General features: G+C 64.8%; 13 protein-coding genes. 3 read left to right on the forward strand and 10 right to left on the reverse strand.

Translation table 11 applies throughout. The features are described 5' to 3' along the window. Positions 1-9: 9 nt before the first annotated feature. The 3 genes from IVB07_RS21715 to IVB07_RS21725 all read right to left on the reverse strand — a co-directional run bounded on the left by IVB07_RS21715 (position 10) and on the right by IVB07_RS21725 (position 2,219). Complete coding sequence (locus IVB07_RS21715) at positions 10-870, reverse strand: TerC family protein (RefSeq protein WP_018456272.1); 861 nt, start codon at positions 868-870, stop codon at positions 10-12. 44 nt (positions 871-914) lie between these two features. Further along, positions 915-1,337 carry a nucleoside-diphosphate kinase gene (gene ndk, locus IVB07_RS21720; protein WP_018456271.1) on the reverse strand — a complete coding sequence of 141 codons (423 nt, stop codon included), beginning with the start codon at positions 1,335-1,337 and terminating at the stop codon, positions 915-917. 255 nt (positions 1,338-1,592) lie between these two features. Continuing rightward, the gene (locus IVB07_RS21725) at positions 1,593-2,219 is read right to left on the reverse strand and encodes a glutathione S-transferase family protein (RefSeq protein WP_018459082.1); all 627 of its coding nucleotides are present in this window, start codon (positions 2,217-2,219) and stop codon (positions 1,593-1,595) included. A 335-nt stretch (positions 2,220-2,554) separates the two neighbouring features. Here IVB07_RS21725 and IVB07_RS21730 point away from each other — a divergent pair, with 335 nt between their 5' ends. From IVB07_RS21730 to IVB07_RS21740, 3 genes are all read left to right on the forward strand, one after another. Continuing rightward, entirely contained in the window at positions 2,555-2,809 is a 255-nt protein-coding gene (locus IVB07_RS21730) for a hypothetical protein (RefSeq protein ID WP_018459083.1), read from the forward strand. A gap of 217 nt (positions 2,810-3,026) precedes the next feature. Further along, positions 3,027-3,200, forward strand: coding sequence for a hypothetical protein (locus IVB07_RS21735; protein ID WP_007609361.1), 174 nt, complete (start codon positions 3,027-3,029; stop codon positions 3,198-3,200). Between the two features lie 71 nt (positions 3,201-3,271). After that, on the forward strand, positions 3,272-5,134 hold the full coding sequence (locus IVB07_RS21740; RefSeq protein ID WP_018459084.1) for an ABC-F family ATP-binding cassette domain-containing protein: 1,863 nt from the start codon (positions 3,272-3,274) through the stop codon (positions 5,132-5,134). A 155-nt stretch (positions 5,135-5,289) separates the two neighbouring features. On the opposite strand, the gene IVB07_RS21745 is transcribed toward IVB07_RS21740, so the two are convergent. The 7 genes from IVB07_RS21745 to IVB07_RS21775 form a co-directional block, all read right to left on the reverse strand. After that, positions 5,290-6,255: a tripartite tricarboxylate transporter substrate-binding protein gene (locus tag IVB07_RS21745; protein WP_018459085.1), complete on the reverse strand. Its 966-nt coding sequence runs from the start codon at positions 6,253-6,255 to the stop codon at positions 5,290-5,292. A 166-nt stretch (positions 6,256-6,421) separates the two neighbouring features. After that, positions 6,422-7,876 (reverse strand): HlyD family type I secretion periplasmic adaptor subunit, encoded by a 1,455-nt coding sequence (locus IVB07_RS21750; protein ID WP_026233732.1) that lies wholly within the window; start codon positions 7,874-7,876, stop codon positions 6,422-6,424. Next, complete coding sequence (locus IVB07_RS21755; RefSeq protein ID WP_018459087.1) at positions 7,863-9,995, reverse strand: type I secretion system permease/ATPase; 2,133 nt, start codon at positions 9,993-9,995, stop codon at positions 7,863-7,865. The genes IVB07_RS21750 and IVB07_RS21755 overlap by 14 nt, the downstream gene beginning before the upstream one ends. 281 nt (positions 9,996-10,276) lie before the next feature. Next, positions 10,277-13,123, reverse strand: a complete 2,847-nt coding sequence (locus tag IVB07_RS21760) for a calcium-binding protein (protein ID WP_247297469.1) — start codon at positions 13,121-13,123, stop codon at positions 10,277-10,279. Positions 13,124-13,563: 440 nt separating this feature from the next. Continuing rightward, positions 13,564-14,055, reverse strand: coding sequence for a hypothetical protein (locus IVB07_RS21765; protein WP_018459090.1), 492 nt, complete (start codon positions 14,053-14,055; stop codon positions 13,564-13,566). A gap of 166 nt (positions 14,056-14,221) precedes the next feature. Continuing rightward, positions 14,222-14,674, reverse strand: coding sequence for a DNA polymerase III subunit chi (locus tag IVB07_RS21770; RefSeq protein ID WP_018459091.1), 453 nt, complete (start codon positions 14,672-14,674; stop codon positions 14,222-14,224). Between the two features lie 6 nt (positions 14,675-14,680). Next, positions 14,681-16,180, reverse strand: coding sequence for a leucyl aminopeptidase (locus IVB07_RS21775; protein ID WP_018459092.1), 1,500 nt, complete (start codon positions 16,178-16,180; stop codon positions 14,681-14,683). Positions 16,181-16,299: the final 119 nt, after the last annotated feature.

The following is a 16,299-nucleotide window of genomic DNA, read 5'->3' on the forward strand; positions in this document are numbered from 1 at the left end:
AAGATAGATCTACTCCGCCGAGGCCTTGACGTGGCGTTCGGAGGACTCGAGCGCGGCCGCGCTCATGCTGCGGCGGCGCCAGATGGAGCCGACGACCAGCACGACAACGACGCCGAGAGCTGCGCAGAGATAGTCGCCGCCTCCGCCGCCATGGGCGAATTGCGGCGGGATGCGCAAGGCGCCGAGCATGTTGTCGAGCGAAGCGCCGAACGGACCGTCGAACAGCGCATGCAGCCTCGGCGCGATGCCGGGATCGGTCGCGATCACTTCGCCCGCGATCCAGCCGAGCAGCGCCGCGCCGGCCCACACCAGAACCGGCAGCTTTGCGAGCAGCGCCATGATCAGCGCCGCGCCGGCGACGATCAAGGGCACGCTGATGGCAAGACCGAGCACCAGCAAGGGCACGCTGCCATTGGCGGCCGCGGCCACCGCAATGACGTTGTCCAGGCTCATGACGATGTCGGCAACGACGACGATCTGCACGGCCTGCCACAGATGCGACGCCGACTCGACGCCGTCCTCGTCCTCTTGCTCCGGCACCAGCAGCTTGGCCGCAATCACGATCAGCGCGAGGCCGCCCACCAGCTTGAGGTACGGCAACTCCATCAGGCTCGCGACGATGCCCGTGAAGATGATCCGCAGCAGCACCGCGGCGCCCGCACCGAGGATCATGCCCCACAGCCGATGCCGCGGCTTGAGGCCGCGACAGGCAAGCGCGATCACCAGCGCATTGTCGCCGGACAAGAGGATGTTGATCCAGATGATCTTGCCGACCGCGACCCAAAAGGTCGGTTCGGCCATCTCAACGCGGAACTGGGTGAAGAATGCCCCGATCGTAGCGGGATCGAAGATCTGCCAGAGCCAGTTCACACTACGTCCTTTCGCCGCGTCTCGTTACCTTATCGGCTGACGGATCAGCCGACGATCTCGTTGCCCGAGAAGAACTGCGCGATCTCGATCGCGGCGGTCTCCGGCGCATCCGAGCCGTGCGCGGAGTTCTCGCCGATCGACTTTGCGTAGAGCTTGCGGATGGTGCCGTCAGCCGCCTTGGACGGATCGGTCGCGCCCATCACGTCGCGATACTTGGCGACGGCACCCTCGCCTTCCAGCACCTGGACGACCACGGGGCCCGACGTCATGAACTCCACGAGCTCACCGAAGAAGGGGCGCGCCTTGTGGACCGCATAGAAGGTCTCGGCCTGTTCCTTGGTCATGCGGATACGCTTCTGCGCGACGATGCGCAGGCCCGCCTTCTCGATCACGGCGTTAACCGCACCGGTGAGATTGCGCGCGGTGGCGTCGGGCTTGATGATCGAGAAGGTGCGTTCGATGGCCATGATGTTGTCCTTGAAGAGAAACAGTGGTTCGGAGTTGCCGGGCTTATATCGGCGCCTTCGCGATACGGCAAGCGACCGCCCAAACGGGCTCGCGGGGGCTTCGCCGCAGGCCGAGGGCGAGTGTTCACCTGAACCGATACTTGTAGATGGCGGCGATCTGGGCGTCCGAAGGTCGGCGTCGGGCTTAGGGCCGCTTTCGACCCCATGACGTTGAGTGCTGACCTCTCGTGTCTCGATTCGCGGACGAAACGGGAATCAGGTGTTCACCCCTTCGTGCGAACGCTCCATGGCACGCTTGTAGGCGTCGCGGCCGGTGGTGCGGGCGAAATAGGCCTGTTCGGCGTCGCCGAGGGTGATCCCGCAGTTCCGTTGGCCCAGGTTCAGGGCGTAGGTCACCGAGATGTCGGCTGCTGTGAAAGCCTCGCCGGCAAGGTAGGACGAGTCGGCAAGCCGTTGGCTGACAAGCTTTAGCCGCTTCTGGAACGACTGCAGGCACCAGGTCGCGCCCCAGTTCTCCCGTTCGGCGTCGGGCGCGATGAAGCGGCTGACGACGACGGGCATCATCAGGGTCGCGAGACCGGCTTCGCCCAGATGCAGAAATTGCTGGTAGGCGGGGAACGTGGGATCCTGCGGCGCGGGCGCCAGCGGCGTCGGCCCGTAGCGGGCCATCAGGTACTCCATGATCGCGATCGACTCGACCATGACGACGTCGCCGTCCTGGATCGCGGGGATGTAGTCAGCGGGGTTGACCGCCAGGAACTCGGGGTCCTGCTTGGCGGCCAGCATGTCCACCTGCCGCACGCGGTAGGGAAGGCCCATCTCCTCCAGCACCCATACGACCCGGATCGATCGCGAGGTCTGTCCGCCCCAAACGGTGATCACGCGAAGGCCCCTTCCTGGTGTGACTGAGGATCGACCATGGCAGACTCTATATGACCGTAGCACTCAAGGCAGACGCGAAGCTTAGCTTCAGCGTGGTCTCCTTCCCATCCATTGCGGACGCGTGGTGGGTCCCCCTTTCAGGGTTGGAAGTCCAACGTGGATTACAATGATTTCACCCAGATGAACCCATTCTGAAGGCCACGTCAGGGTTTGGTTCAGCCTCGCTCGGATAACCTCGGGTCCATCGAAACCAAAGCCTCTTTCAGAGGCAGACCGTTTCGGCGGCCTTTCCATCGACGCGATAGCCCCGCGCCAACAGATTTGAGGAGATCACCATGTTGAGGAAACTTTCCCTCGCCGCCGTCGCCGCGGTTGCGCTTGGTGCCGCGCTGGCGCCGACCTCCGCCTCCGCGCACTGGCATGGTGGCGGCGGCGGCTGGCACGGCGGCGGTGGCTGGCACAACGGCCACGGCTGGGGTGGACCGCGCTTCTATGCTCCCGTCTCCTACGGCTATGGCGGCTGCTATGTGCGCCGGCTGGTCCCGACCCCCTGGGGACCCCGCTGGCGGATGATCAACCGCTGCTTCTGAGCCCGACAGCACCTTTCCAAAGATACCTGAGCCCCCAAGGTACCTTCCAGGCGAAGCCCCGGCGTCCCCCGGCGCCGGGGCTTTGTATTCGGAGAGGATATTGCGCGGCTTCACACAATTTTTGCTAGAATGCCGCGCAATCGCCGCGAGTGGCGAAACCATTTGGGGGCCAAGGACTTGGTACTGTGTCGCTTCTTTGAGAACACGGAACTCTGCGATGGTTAGCCTTTTCGCCGACGATAGCGAGCAAATCGACCGGCGCACCAGCCGCTCGATCCGCGATGCGGTGGGCGAACGGCTCCAGCAGAGCCTGCGGCCCGAAGCCAGGCTGCCGACGCACCTCGAGCAACTCCTCAATGAGCTGAAGCAGCGCGAGCGCGATTCGCACTGAGTTGACAAGCACCGGCTTGCAAACACAGAAAAACGGGTTGCGTTTGATCGCGGGTGCGGTGACAAGGCCGCATGCTCTCCATCACCGACCTCTCCATCCGCCTCGCCGGACGCCTTCTGATTGACCAGAGTTCCGTGCAGATCACGCCCGGATCCCGCGTGGGCATGGTCGGTCGCAACGGCACCGGCAAATCGACCCTGTTCAAGGTGATCCGCGGCGAGCTCGCCGCCGAGCACGGCACGGTGAGCCTGCCGCCCCGCTGGCGCGTCGGCAGCCTGGCGCAGGAAGCGCCGAACGGCCCCGAGAGCCTGATCTCGGTCGTGCTCAAGGCCGACCTGGAACGCGACGCACTGCTCACCGAGGCCGAGAGCGCGACCGACCCGCACCAGATCGCCGAGATCCAGACCCGGCTGGTCGACATCGACGCGCATTCGGCGCCGAGCCGCGCCGCAGCCATCCTTTCCGGTCTCGGCTTCTCCGCCGCCGACCAGCTCCGCCCCTGCGCCGAATTCTCCGGCGGCTGGCGCATGCGCGTTGCGCTCGCCGCAACGCTGTTTGCGGCTCCCGACCTGTTGCTGCTCGACGAGCCCACCAACTATCTCGACCTCGAAGGCACGCTGTGGCTCGAGGATCACCTCGCGCATTATCCGCGCACCGTTATCGTGATCAGCCATGATCGCGATCTGCTGGAAAGCTCGGTCGACCAGATCCTGCATCTGGATCGCAGCAAGCTCACCCTTTACAAGGGCACCTACTCCTCCTTCGAGGAGCAGCGCGCCATGCGCGAGATGCTCGATGCCAAAGCGGTCAAGCGCCAGGAAGCCGAACGCGCCCGCCTGCAAGCCTTCGTCGACCGTTTCAAGGCCAAGGCCTCGAAAGCCCGCCAGGCGCAGTCCCGTGTGAAAATGCTGGAGCGGCTGAAGCCGATCACGGCGCTGGTCACCCAGGACGTACGCGAGATCAGCTTTCCCGCGCCCGAGAAAATCCTGTCGCCGCCGATCATCGCCGCCGACAACGTCGTGGTCGGCTACGATCCGACCACGCCCGTGCTGAACCGCGTCACCTTGCGCGTCGATAATGACGACCGCATCGCGCTGCTCGGCTCAAATGGCAACGGCAAGTCGACTCTCGTGAAGCTGCTCGCCGGCCGCCTCGCGCCGTTCTCGGGCAAGGTGACCCGCGCCGACAAGCTCTCGATTGCCTATTTCGCCCAGCACCAGCTCGACGAATTGAACGAGGATGCCTCGACCTACGACCACGTCCGCAAGCTGATGGGCGAGGCGCCGGAAGCCAAAGTACGCGCCCGCGCTGGTGCGATCGGCTTTTCCGGCAAGGCGGCCGATACCAAGGTCGGAAAATTGTCGGGCGGCGAGAAGGCGCGGCTCCTGCTGGGACTGGCGACCTTCTTCGGCCCCAACATGATCATCCTGGACGAGCCGACCAACCATCTCGACATCGACAGCCGCGCCGCGCTTGCGGAAGCCATCAACGAATTCCCCGGCGCCGTCATCATGGTTTCGCATGATCGCTATCTGATCGAGTCCTGCGCCGATCAACTCTGGATCGTCGCCGACCGCACCGTGACTAATTACGACGGAGACCTCGACGAATATCGCCGCCTGGTGCTGTCCGCGCGCAATGGCGAGCCCGCCCCGCGAGAGCGCAACGCGCCGAGCGAGAAGCCGCAGCGTCCGAGATCGGACAATCGCGGCTCGCTGAAGAAACGTATCGCGGAAGCTGAGACCGAGATCGCCCGCGTCAGCGCGATCATCAGCAAGATCGACACTGCGCTGGCCCTGCCCGACATCTTCACCCGCGACCCCAAGCAAGCCGCGCAACTGTCGAAGGCACGTGCCAATGCGGCCGACGCGCTGGCGCGCGCCGAGGAGCAGTGGCTAGAGGCGAGCACGCAGTTCGACGAGGCGGCGGGCTGACGCCTCCGCGACCGGCCCGACATCAAAATCGCAAAAACAACCCCATGCACAGTACCGGTATTTTGCTACCCGGTGATTGGCTATTGAATGGTTCTTTACCGTGGTGACTTAGCCCGCTCACGCAGCGATGTCGGGACGAATTGAGCAGGAATGGCTCAGTCCGCGAATTGGCCGGCTGCCTTGATCATCGGAGCCCATCGGTCGACTTCGCTCGCTAGCATCGCGGCCAGCGCCTCCGGCGTCGCCTTCTCCTGCGGGACCGGCTCGGTATTGATGTCGTTGAACCGGGCGATCAGCGTGGAATCCCTAAGGGCGGACTGGAGCGCCGCGGTCAGCTTCTGAACGACCGCCGGCGGTGTGCCCTTGGGGGCATAGATGCCGTGCCAGACGCCAAGTTCGAACCCTTTGAGACCGGCCTCGTCGGCCGTCGGCAGATCGGGCAGGCTCTTCAGCCGCTCCTTGGTGGTGATCGCATAGGCCTTGACCTGCTTCGACATGATCGGGCCGGTGGTATTCGTCGCCTGGTCGCAGGTAAGATCGATCTGCCGGCCGAGAAGGTCGTTCATGATGGGGCCGTTGCCCTTGTAGGGCACCGCGGTGAGCTGCTTCTGGATCGCTGTCATGAACAGCATGCCGCAGAGATGCGACGCCGCGCCGAGTCCGGCATTGGCATAGGTCAACTTGTCGCCCTGCTGTTGGGCGTAGGCGACCAATTCCTTCAGCGTGTCGGCCGGAAAATCCGGACGCGCGATGATGGTCATCGGCGCATTGGTCACAAGCCCGATCGGCGCAAAGGCCGTCTTCGTGTCATAGCTGAGGTTGCGGTACAGTGTGGCGGCCGTCGAGAGGCCGACATGATGGATCAGCAGCGTGTATCCGTCGGGCTGGGCTCGCGATGCGCGGGTCGTGGCGATGGTACCACCGGCGCCAGGCGCGTTCTCGACGACGATCTGTTGGCCAAGCGATTTCGCCATGCCGGCCGCGGTCAGGCGAGCAATCGTGTCCGTAGGTCCGCCGGCGGCGAACGGCACCAGCATGGTGACGGGCCTGATCGGATAGTCCTGGGCGAGCGCCGCGCCAAACGGCAGGACCAGAGCCGATACGAGGGCAATGAGCCGCATGCTTTCCTCCAAATTTTTTGCTTGCTCCTATGTACGCATTCCGGGCTGCGGGGCCACACCAAAATGACTTCATCAGGAGTGGCGCGCCCGCGGCATGGTGTAGCTGCCGAAAAGCCCGATTGGTTCTCAGCGCGTCTCGCGAAGCTTCGTCGGCATCATGCGGGAACTAGCGCTCGCGCATGATCTCGTGCCGGTAGCGCTGCAGCGGCGATAGCAGGTAGCTCAGGATGGTGCGCGAACCGGTCCTGATCTCGACGGTCACCGCCATTCCCGGCGACAGGCTGACGAGGCGGTCGTCCACCTGCATCTGGGTGCGATCGAGCGAGATGCGGGCGCTGTAGCTCAACTCCTGCCCGCTGGGCTCGCTGCTGTCGCGTTGTGTCGCGAGCGGACGGTCGCTCCCGCGCTCCTGCGGCCGGTCGCGGATGATGGCGTCCTGCGAGACGCTCACGACCTGGCCTGCGAGAAGCCCGTAGCGGGTGAAATTGAAAGTGTCGATTTTGATGGCAGCACCCTGCCCGGCCTCGACAAATCCGATATCGCGATTGGAGATCATCGCCTCGATCTCGAGCCGCGTATCGGTCGGCACGATTACCAGCAGCGACTGCGCGGGCGTGACCACGCCGCCCACGGTGTGGACCGCAAGCTGCTGCACGACGCCGTCGACCGGCGACGTCAGTTGCTGAAGCCTCGTCCTCTGCTGCGCCTTGATCAGATCGCGTGCGACGCCATTGGCTTTCTGTTCGCTCTTAGCCAGCTCGTCGGAGAGACTCTTCCTGTACTCGGCCAGGGCTTGGATGCGGGTCTCCCGGATCGCGGCGACGGCCGCCTCGGCCTCCTTCAAGCGGCTGCTCTGGACGCGAAGCTCCTCCTGCTGCTCGATCTGGAGCTGGAGGGTCTCATAGTAGGTCAGCTTCGAGCCGATCTCCTTCTCCATCAGCGTCTTGCGGATCTCGACACGCTGCTGGGTGATCGGCAGCAACGCATCAAGCTTGTGAATCGTCGCCGCAATCGTCTGATGTTCGGCCTCCTTCTGCGCTTCCTGACGTGCCAGCGCCGCGAGCTTGGCCCTGTTCTCGCTGACCTGATTGGCGAGGAGCTGCCGTTGCGTCGCAACCAGCATGGGATCGGCATCCTCTGGTACGACGAGATCAGCGGATACCCCTTCGCCGCCCGCCAATGCGGCGCGGAGGCGCGCGACGTTGAGCCGTTCGGCCATGAGATCGTCGTGCAGACGATCGCGCTCTGCGGCGTTCACCGTCGGATCGAGCTCGATCAGCAGGTCGCCCGATTTGACCGATTGCCCGTCCTGCACGTGAATGGCGCGCACTACGCCGGTCTCGAACGGCTGGACAACCTTGCTTCGCCCGCTCGACACGACCTTGCCGGTTGCGGAGGCCACGATGTCGATCGTGCCCCAGGCCGACCAGGCCAGCGCCGCGCAGACAAGCAGCATCAGGGCCAGGGCGATGGCGCGGCCGATCGGCGATGGCGGTGTCTCCGTGATTTCCAGCGCCGCCGGCAGGAAGGCGACTTCCTCGGCGCGCCGGCCCTTTCCATTCCGGAACGGGATCACGGTCTGCTCCGGCCGAGCCGCCGGCACAGTGCTAGCCGACCTCATAAATGCCTCCCTGGAGACGATGCAGGGCGGCGTAGCGGCCGCCGGTCTTGATCAGCGCATCATGCGTGCCGTCCTCGACCAGACGGCCGCGTTCCAGGGTGAAGATGCGATCGGCGCCGCGGACGGTGGACAGACGGTGCGCGATGATCAGGACGGTACGGCCTTTCGCGATCTCCTTCATGTTGTCATGGATGATCCGCTCGCTTTCATAGTCGAGCGCGCTGGTGGCTTCGTCGAAGATCAGGATCCGGGGATTGCCCACCAGTGCGCGGGCAATCGCAATGCGCTGGCGCTGCCCGCCCGAGAGCGTCGAGCCGCGCTCGCCGACCACCGTATCGTAGCCCTCGGGGAGCTCCAGAATGAAGTCATGCGCGCCCGCCAGCTTCGCCGCATCGATGATGCGGTCCACCGGCAGGCTCGGATCGGCCAGGGCGACGTTGTCGCGCACCGACCGATTGAACAGCATGTTGTCCTGGAGCACGATTCCGATCTGCCGACGGAGCCCGGCCGGGTCGGTCGTCATCAGATCCATTCCGTCGACCAGCACGCGGCCGCCTTGCGGAACGTAGAGCCGCTGCACCAGCTTGGCGAAGGTGCTTTTGCCCGAGCCGGACGATCCGACGATGCCGACGGTTTGTCCGGCTGGAATATCGAACGAGACATCGTGCAGGATCTCCGGCCCATCGGGCCGGTAGCGGAAAGACACGTGCTCGAAGCGGATGTTGCCCCGGATCGGCGGCAGCCCCGCGCGGGCGGCGGAGTAAGCCGGCTCCGCCGCGCTGTTGAGGATGTCGCCGAGCCGCGCGATCGACAGCCGCGCCTGATGAAAATCCTGCCAGACTTGCGCGAGCCGCAGCACCGGGGCCGACACCCGCCCCGCGAAGATGTTGAAGGCCACGAGCTCGCCGACCGTCAATGCGTCACCGATCACCAGCCTGGCGCCGACATAGAGAATGGCGGCAGTGACGACCTTGCTGACGAGCTGCACGAGCTGGCTTGCCGTGTTGCCGAGGCTGGTGACACCGAAGCTCGCGGAGACATAGCCGGCGAGCTGCTCTTCCCAGCGGCGCTGCATCTGCGGCTCGACCGCCATCGCCTTCAGCGTTTCGATGCCGCTGACGCTCTCGACCAGGAAGGCCTGGTTCTCCGCGCCGCGGCGGAATTTCTCGTCCAGCCTGCGGCGAAACAGCGGCGTCGCCACGGCCGAGATCGCGATGTAGAACGGGAACGATGCCAGCACGATGAAGCTCATCTGCGCCGAATAGGCGAACATCACGGCCAGGAACACCGAGGTGAAGACCAGGTCGATGAGAAGCGTCAGTGACGAGCTGGTGATGAAATTGCGGATGTTCTCGAGCTCGCGGACCCGGGCCACGGAATCTCCGACGCGCCTGGCCTGAAACCAGGCCATCGGCAGCGCCAGCAGATGATGGAACAGCCGTGCCCCGAGCTCGACATCGATGCGGTTGGTCGTGTGCGCAAACAAGTAATTGCGTAGGATCCCAAGCACGGTGTCGAACAGGGAGACGACGACGAGGCCGATGACGAGAACGTCGAGCGTGGACAGTGAGCGGTGCACCAGCACCTTGTCGATGACGACCTGGAAGAACAGCGGCGAGACCAGCGCAAAAAGCTGGAGGAAGAACGAAGCCGCCAGCACCTCGCCCAGCAGCCGCCGGTATTTGCCGATCGCGCCGATGAACCAGGTGATATCGAAGTGCCGCCCGAGGTCGGACAGGCCGGCGCGCCGGACCATCAGGATCAAGCCGCCGTCCCAGATCGCGCTCAGCTCGTCGCGATCCATCAGCACCGGGCGCTGTGCCTCCGGGGACTGCACCAGCACCTTGTCGGCGGAGGCCTTTGCGATGACCATGAAGCCGCCGTCCCGCAGCATTGCGATCGCAGGCAGCGGGGTGTCCGACAGCCGGCTCCACTGCGTTCGATAGGTTCGCGCTTTAAGTCCGAGAGACCTGGCGCAGCGGACGATATCCGCTACGCCGAAGCTTGCCGCGCCCAGCCGGTGCCTGAGCTGCTCGCGATCGGCCGCAACACCCTGCAGATGCAGCAGCGTGAGCAACGCATCGAGCCCCGTGTCGGTGGAGACCGCATTCGTCATCATGCGCGTTCTCCGGGCCGATTCAGCGAGAACGCAATGGCGTGAAGTCGAATCGAGCTTGGCCAGCAGCCGCGCTCTATCCGGTCCCTCCCCCCTTGTGGAGGAGGGACCGGGAGGGCGGTGCCCCACGGGGATTCTTTCCGACGTTCGGCCGCTAACACTGCATCTTCAACCATCGGCACCTTTTCCTGGGCTACCCCTCTCCCTAACCCTCCCCCGCAAGGGGGGGAGGGAACGCACCTCCGTCGGAGCGCTAGTGAGGCTCTTCCCATCAGGCCTTACTGTCAGGCGTGCTGCGGCGGTGCGAGCACCTGGCTCTGCGTCGCGTGCGGATCGGGCAGCGGCATCTCGCCGTTCCCCTCACCTGCCGGGACGAAGCTGGCCGCCATGGCCTGGTTGAGCAGCATCGCGGCCGCGAACGCTCCGCCCTGGATGACGACGTTGTTGCCGGTGCCGCCGTCCAGAATGTCGAGGCCCCCGCCGCCGATCAGCACGTCATCACCGGCACCACCTGCCAGCGTGTCGTTGGCGGGGCTGCCGATCAGCACGTCGTCGCCGTTGCCGCCATTGGCAACGAGCTGGATGCCGCCGTGCAAGCCGGAAGCCGTGATGACGTCGTCGCCATCGAGACCGTTGATGACGATCCTGTCGCCCGCGCCGGCATCGGTGATGTTGATGTCCTGGCCAAGCCCCGACACCGTGATGATGCCGTCGTGCTCGGTCACCGTGATGACGTCGTTGCCGCCGGTTGCGTTGATGGTCACGGTATCAGCGGCGCCGTCATTGGCGCCGAGATCGAGGTCGACCTGGCTGACGCCGGTGCCGGAGAGGTCACCGACGGTAATGTTGTCGGCACCGCCGAGAGCATTGAAGTCGACATGTTCGACCCCGTTCAGGTCCATCGCAATGGCGGCGACATCCCGCGTGAACAGCACCCGACCGCCATTGGCCGAGATGTTGATGGTCTCGCTGATATTGGCGCCGTTGAATGCCAGCGTGTCGGAGCCCTTCCCGCCTTCGACGGTGTCGCTGCCGTCGCCGGGATTCCAGACGAAGGTGTCGTCGCCCGCGCCGAGATTGGCGAAATCGTTGCCGCGTCCGCCGTTCACGATGTCATTGCCGGCGCTGCCGGTGATGGTGTCATTGCCGTCGCCGCCGTTGATGTTGAGGCTGAACGACTGTCCCGCCTTGATGGTAGAGGCGTTGATGACGTCATTGCCTTGTCCGCCGTTGATGCCGAGCACGTCACCGGTGTCCGCGTGCGCAACCATCACCTGCGCAGCGAGGCCGTTGACCACGATCGATCCGCCGGAGGTCACGACCGATATGTTGTCGTCACCGATCGTGCCGTTCACGGTCACGCGGTCCGCAGCGCCATCGCCGCTCTGGCCGCCGGGGCCGGCACTGAGGTCGATGGCAACCTGCGTGATTCCTGTCCCGGTCAGATCGTTGACGGTGATGTTGTCGGCGCCGCCTGCCGCCGCGATCTGCACGTGCTCGACGCCAACGAGGTCCATGACGATAGCACCGACGTCACGGGTGAGTAGCGCACGGCTTCCGTTCGCCGAGATCGACATGGTCTCGGCCACATTGGCGCCGTTGAACACCAGCGTATCGGTTCCCGTGCCGCCTTCGACAGTGTCGCTGCCGTCACCGGGATTCCACGTGAAGATGTCGTCGCCTGCGCCGAGAAGCGCGACGTCATTGCCGCGGCCGCCGATGACCTTGTCGTTGCCGTCGCCGCCGATCAGGGTGTCGGCTCCCTGGCTGCCGGTGATGGTGTCGTTGCCCGCACCGCCGTCGATGGTCAGCCCGATCGCCGCGCCGAGCGTGGATGCATCGATCACGTCGTTGCCGCCGAGCGCCTGCACGACCAGCCGGTCGTTGCCGGCCTCTGCATTTGCGATCGTCACGACCTCCGGCAGCCCCGTGACCGTGACCGTTGTGCCCGCGGCTGTGACCTCGATGTGCTGATTGCCGTTGCTGCCGTTGACGGTCACCGTATCAGCAGCGCCGTCGCCTTGCGTCCCTCCCGGAACGGCTCCGAGATCAACCAGCACCTGCTTGACGCCGGTCCGGGTGAGGTCGCCGACGGTGATGTTGTCGGCGCCGCCACGCGCATCGAATTCGATCTGCTCGACGCTGTTGAGATCCATCGTGATGTTGGCGACATCGCGGGTGAAGCGCACCCGGCCGCCATTGGCCGAGATGTTGATGGTCTCGTTGATGTTGGCGCCATTGAAAAGCAGCTTGTCGCTGCCCGAGCCGCCCTCGACCGTGTCGCTGCCGTCACCGGGATTCCAGATGAAAGTGTCGTCGCCACTCCCGAGCTGGGCGACGTCGTTGCCGCGTCCGCCATTGACGATGTCGTCGCCGCTGCCGCCGATGATGAGGTCGTTGCCGTCGCCGCCGATGATCCGGTCGTTGCCGGCGCCGCCATCGAGCGTCAGCGAGATCAGGCTGCCGAGCCCATTGCCCGCGGTGATGACATCGTCGCCGCCGCCGCTGTGCAAGACGAGATTTTCAGTCGTGCCGATGTCGAGCGAAAACGGCGCCGCGCCCGTCCCGTCGAGCCGCACGCGGGTGCCGTTCGCCGTGATCGTGAACGTCTCGGCGGCGTTGTTTCCGTTGACCTGAGCCGTATCGTTGCCCTCACCACCTTCGAACAGGTTGGTGCCGCCGCCGGGATTCCAGATCATGACGTCGTCGCCGGCCTCGCCGAACAGCTGGTTGTCGCCGCTGCCGCCGTCCAGGACGTCGTTACCCGCTCCGCCGAACAGCAGATCGTTGCCGCCGCCGCCCTTGATCAAATCGTTGCCGGCCTGACCAAACAGGAGGTCGGCTCCCGAGCCGCCCGTGATCCTGTCATTGCCGTCGCCGCCGAAGATGTGCACCGCCGGCATCGGTCCGTGGCATTCGTCGACGGTGATCGTGTCGTCACCGCCTTGACCGAAGATGTCGATCGCGGTGGTGTTGTCGACCGTGGGTTCGCCACCAACCGTTTTCACGTGCCCGTTATCAACCAGGATGCGGCCGGACTTGTCGCGACTTATCACGAGGCCGTTATTCGCGCTGTCGCCGAAAATGATGAGTTGCCCCGTAACCGGGGAAAACACAGAGGTAATGGACATCCAAATGATCCTTCCGACCTAGCCCCTCCCTTCGACGCGTAGCATTCGCGCACATGACATTCTTGAACCGTTGCTTGAGACGCGCGTGATTATTCTGGAGATTTCCTCCAGTTTTGCTTCGGGGCAGTTTCCGACAGCGGATGCGAAGGCTTGCTCATCACGAACCGCCTGATCACGGATCACGCGTAACGCCCCCGTGATTTTCAACGCGCGCGGAAGAACGCAGCTCGAGGCAATGAAGGCACTTTGGGCGAAGGTCGGCATCCGCGATGTCGAAACTCGCGAACAAGATCGCCGGCGAGCGCGAACGGGAGAGATCACGGTTCACGCCTCGGCCACCGCGATCAAGGAATGCAAAGCCGCTTGATGATGGGGATAGGAGTGCGCGGCTGATCGCATCGACAGCCGCAACCAGCTTCAGGCCAAAAGGTCGACCCGTGTTACGCCGACTTCTTCTTCGGCTTCGGCTTGGTCGCCTTCGGCATGACCGGCGCCTCCGGCGTGCCCTCGATCGAGGACAGGCGACCGGCCGTGAAGGTATAGATGCCAGCGCGCGGACCGGTCGTCCAGGTCACGACCGCAACGCGCCTGCCGGCGGCATCACCGGAGAGGTTGACGCTCGAGGGCGCGCCGATGCCGCGCACCACATCGCATTCGGTGTGGCCGAGCGCGACGGTGCCGCCCATGGGAGCCGGCGCGGTCGTCGACGCATTCGCATCAGCCGGCCCGGGCGGCGGCGCCATGCCGGCACAAGCCCCGTCGGCGCTGACCAGATCCTCGGCCCCAACCGGCTTGTCGGGGGTCAGCGGCGGCGACTCAATCGAGATGCTTTTGATGAACAGGCGGCTGGGCGTGTTGAACCACTGGGCATCCCTGGACAACAGATCGGTCCCGCCCGAACAGCCCGCAACCAGCGGGGCTACGGCCGCCAACGCAATTATGAGCGAGCTGGGAAGCTTTTGATGTCGCACGATAAACTAAAATCCCCGAGTGAAGGATCGGCCCTAAGCAATTGTAGCAACATCACTTTGCGGCACGAAGGTGACAAAAGCCATCATCACCCGAAAAGTGCAAATTATCATTAATTGCGAGCGACCGCTAATTCCGCTTCTGCCACCGGCCCCGCTCGTCAGCCTGCCAATAAGTGACATCAAATCCCCGCGCCTTGCAATCCGTCCAGGCGCTGCGGGCGAACGCAAGCGCGTCCGGATCGTCGCCGTCGAACAGCAGCACCATGCGCTCATAGGCCTGCGCGTCCTGCGGCACCGCGGCGTTGTCGACGAGGAAGCGGACATTGGCACCGTTCGGATTGTCCTCCTCGACCGCCAGCACGATCGGCTGATCGGCGGCGTCGCTCACCCGCCATGTCGCGTGCGGCAGGAAGGAATCGTCGCGATAGGTCCACAAATGAGCGTCGAGCGCATCGGCGCGCTCCGGCGAATTCGACTGCACCACGACGCGCCAGCCGCGCTCGAGCGATTTCTCGAGAAGCGGCGGCAACACGTTCTCCACCGTCATGTTTTGCAGATGGTAGAAAAGGACTTCAGTCATCTCGGGTCATTTGCGCTCGTAATGGTCGGCGACCAGACGGTCGAGCAAGCGAACTCCGTAACCGCTTCCCCAGCTCTGATTGATGTCGGTCTTCGGCGCGCCCATGGCGGTCCCAGCGATGTCTAGATGCGCCCAGGGCGTGCCGTCCACGAAGCGCTGGAGGAACTGTGCCGCGGTGATCGAGCCGCCATGGCGGCCGCCGGTGTTCTTCATGTCGGCGAACTGGGAATCGATCAGCTTGTCGTATTCGGGGCCAAGCGGCAGGCGCCAGACCTTCTCGCCGCTCTCGATGCCGGCCGCCAGCAGCCGCTCGGCAAGCTCGTCATTGTTGGAGAACATGCCGGCATGCTCGGTGCCGAGCGCGACCACGATGGCGCCGGTCAACGTCGCGAGATCCACCATGAATTTCGGCTTGGTTTTCTTGGCGACGTACCAGAGCACATCGGCAAGCACCAGGCGGCCTTCCGCGTCGGTGTTGATGATCTCGATGGTCTGGCCCGACATCGAGGTGACGATGTCGCCTGGGCGCTGCGCGTTGCCGTCCGGCATGTTCTCGACGAGGCCGATGGCGCCGACGACGTTGACCTTGGCCTTGCGTGCCGCGAGCGCATGCATCAGGCCGACGACGCAGGCAGCCCCTCCCATGTCGCCCTTCATGTCCTCCATGCTGCCGGCCGGCTTGATCGAAATGCCGCCGGTGTCGAAGCAGACGCCCTTGCCGACGAAGGCAACCGGCGCCTCACCTTTCTTGCCGCCGTCCCAACGCATGATCACGGTGCGGCTCGGCCGCGCCGAGCCCTGGCCGACGCCGAGCAGAGCGCCCATGCCGAGCTTGTCCATGGCCTTGACGTCGAGGACCTCGATCTTGACGCCGAGCTTGCGGAGCAGGCCTGCGCGGCGCGCGAACTCCTCGGGAAAAAGCACGTTCGGCGGCTCGTTGACGAGGTCGCGCGCAATGATCACGCCGTCCACGATCGCAGCCGCCGATGTAAACGCCTTCTTCGCGGCGACCACGTCGCCGACCGCAAACGAGACGTCGGCGCGCGTGCCGCCCTCCTCGCCATCCTTCTTCCTGGTCTTGTAGCGGTCGAACTTGTAGGTGCGCAGCCGCAGGCCCGAGGCGATCGCGACCGCCTGCTCGCTGGTCATGGCGCCGCCTGGAAGTTCCGCCATGATGGTCATGGCCGCCGCCCCGGCCGGAAGCTTGCTCGCCGCCACGCCGCCGAATTTGAGGAAGTCGTTCGCCTTCAGGCCGGCCGCCTTGCCGGCACCGATCACGATCAGGCGGGTGGCCTTCACGCCTTCGGGCGCAAGGATGTCGAGCGCAGCGCCGCTTTTGCCCTTGAAGGCGGCGGCGGTGGCCGCCCGCTTCACGAGTTCGGTGGCCCCGCCGAGCGCCTTGGCGGTCGCCGGGCCGAGCTTCAGGCTGTCGTCGCAGAACACGACCATGATGCCACGGGCGGCGGCAGACAATGGAACGAAGCCGACCTTGATGGCATCGGACATGAGTAACTCCTTAAAACATTGCGCTTTTTACCGATCGGCGGTCCCGGCCACGGGCCGGAGCTGAACGGCGATTCACTGAGCGTGCCGCACTATGGGCCACCGGCCCGGCAGATGCCAAG

The sequence above is a fragment of the Bradyrhizobium sp. 172 genome, assembly GCF_023101065.1.
Lineage (GTDB): Bacteria > Pseudomonadota > Alphaproteobacteria > Rhizobiales > Xanthobacteraceae > Bradyrhizobium > Bradyrhizobium canariense_D.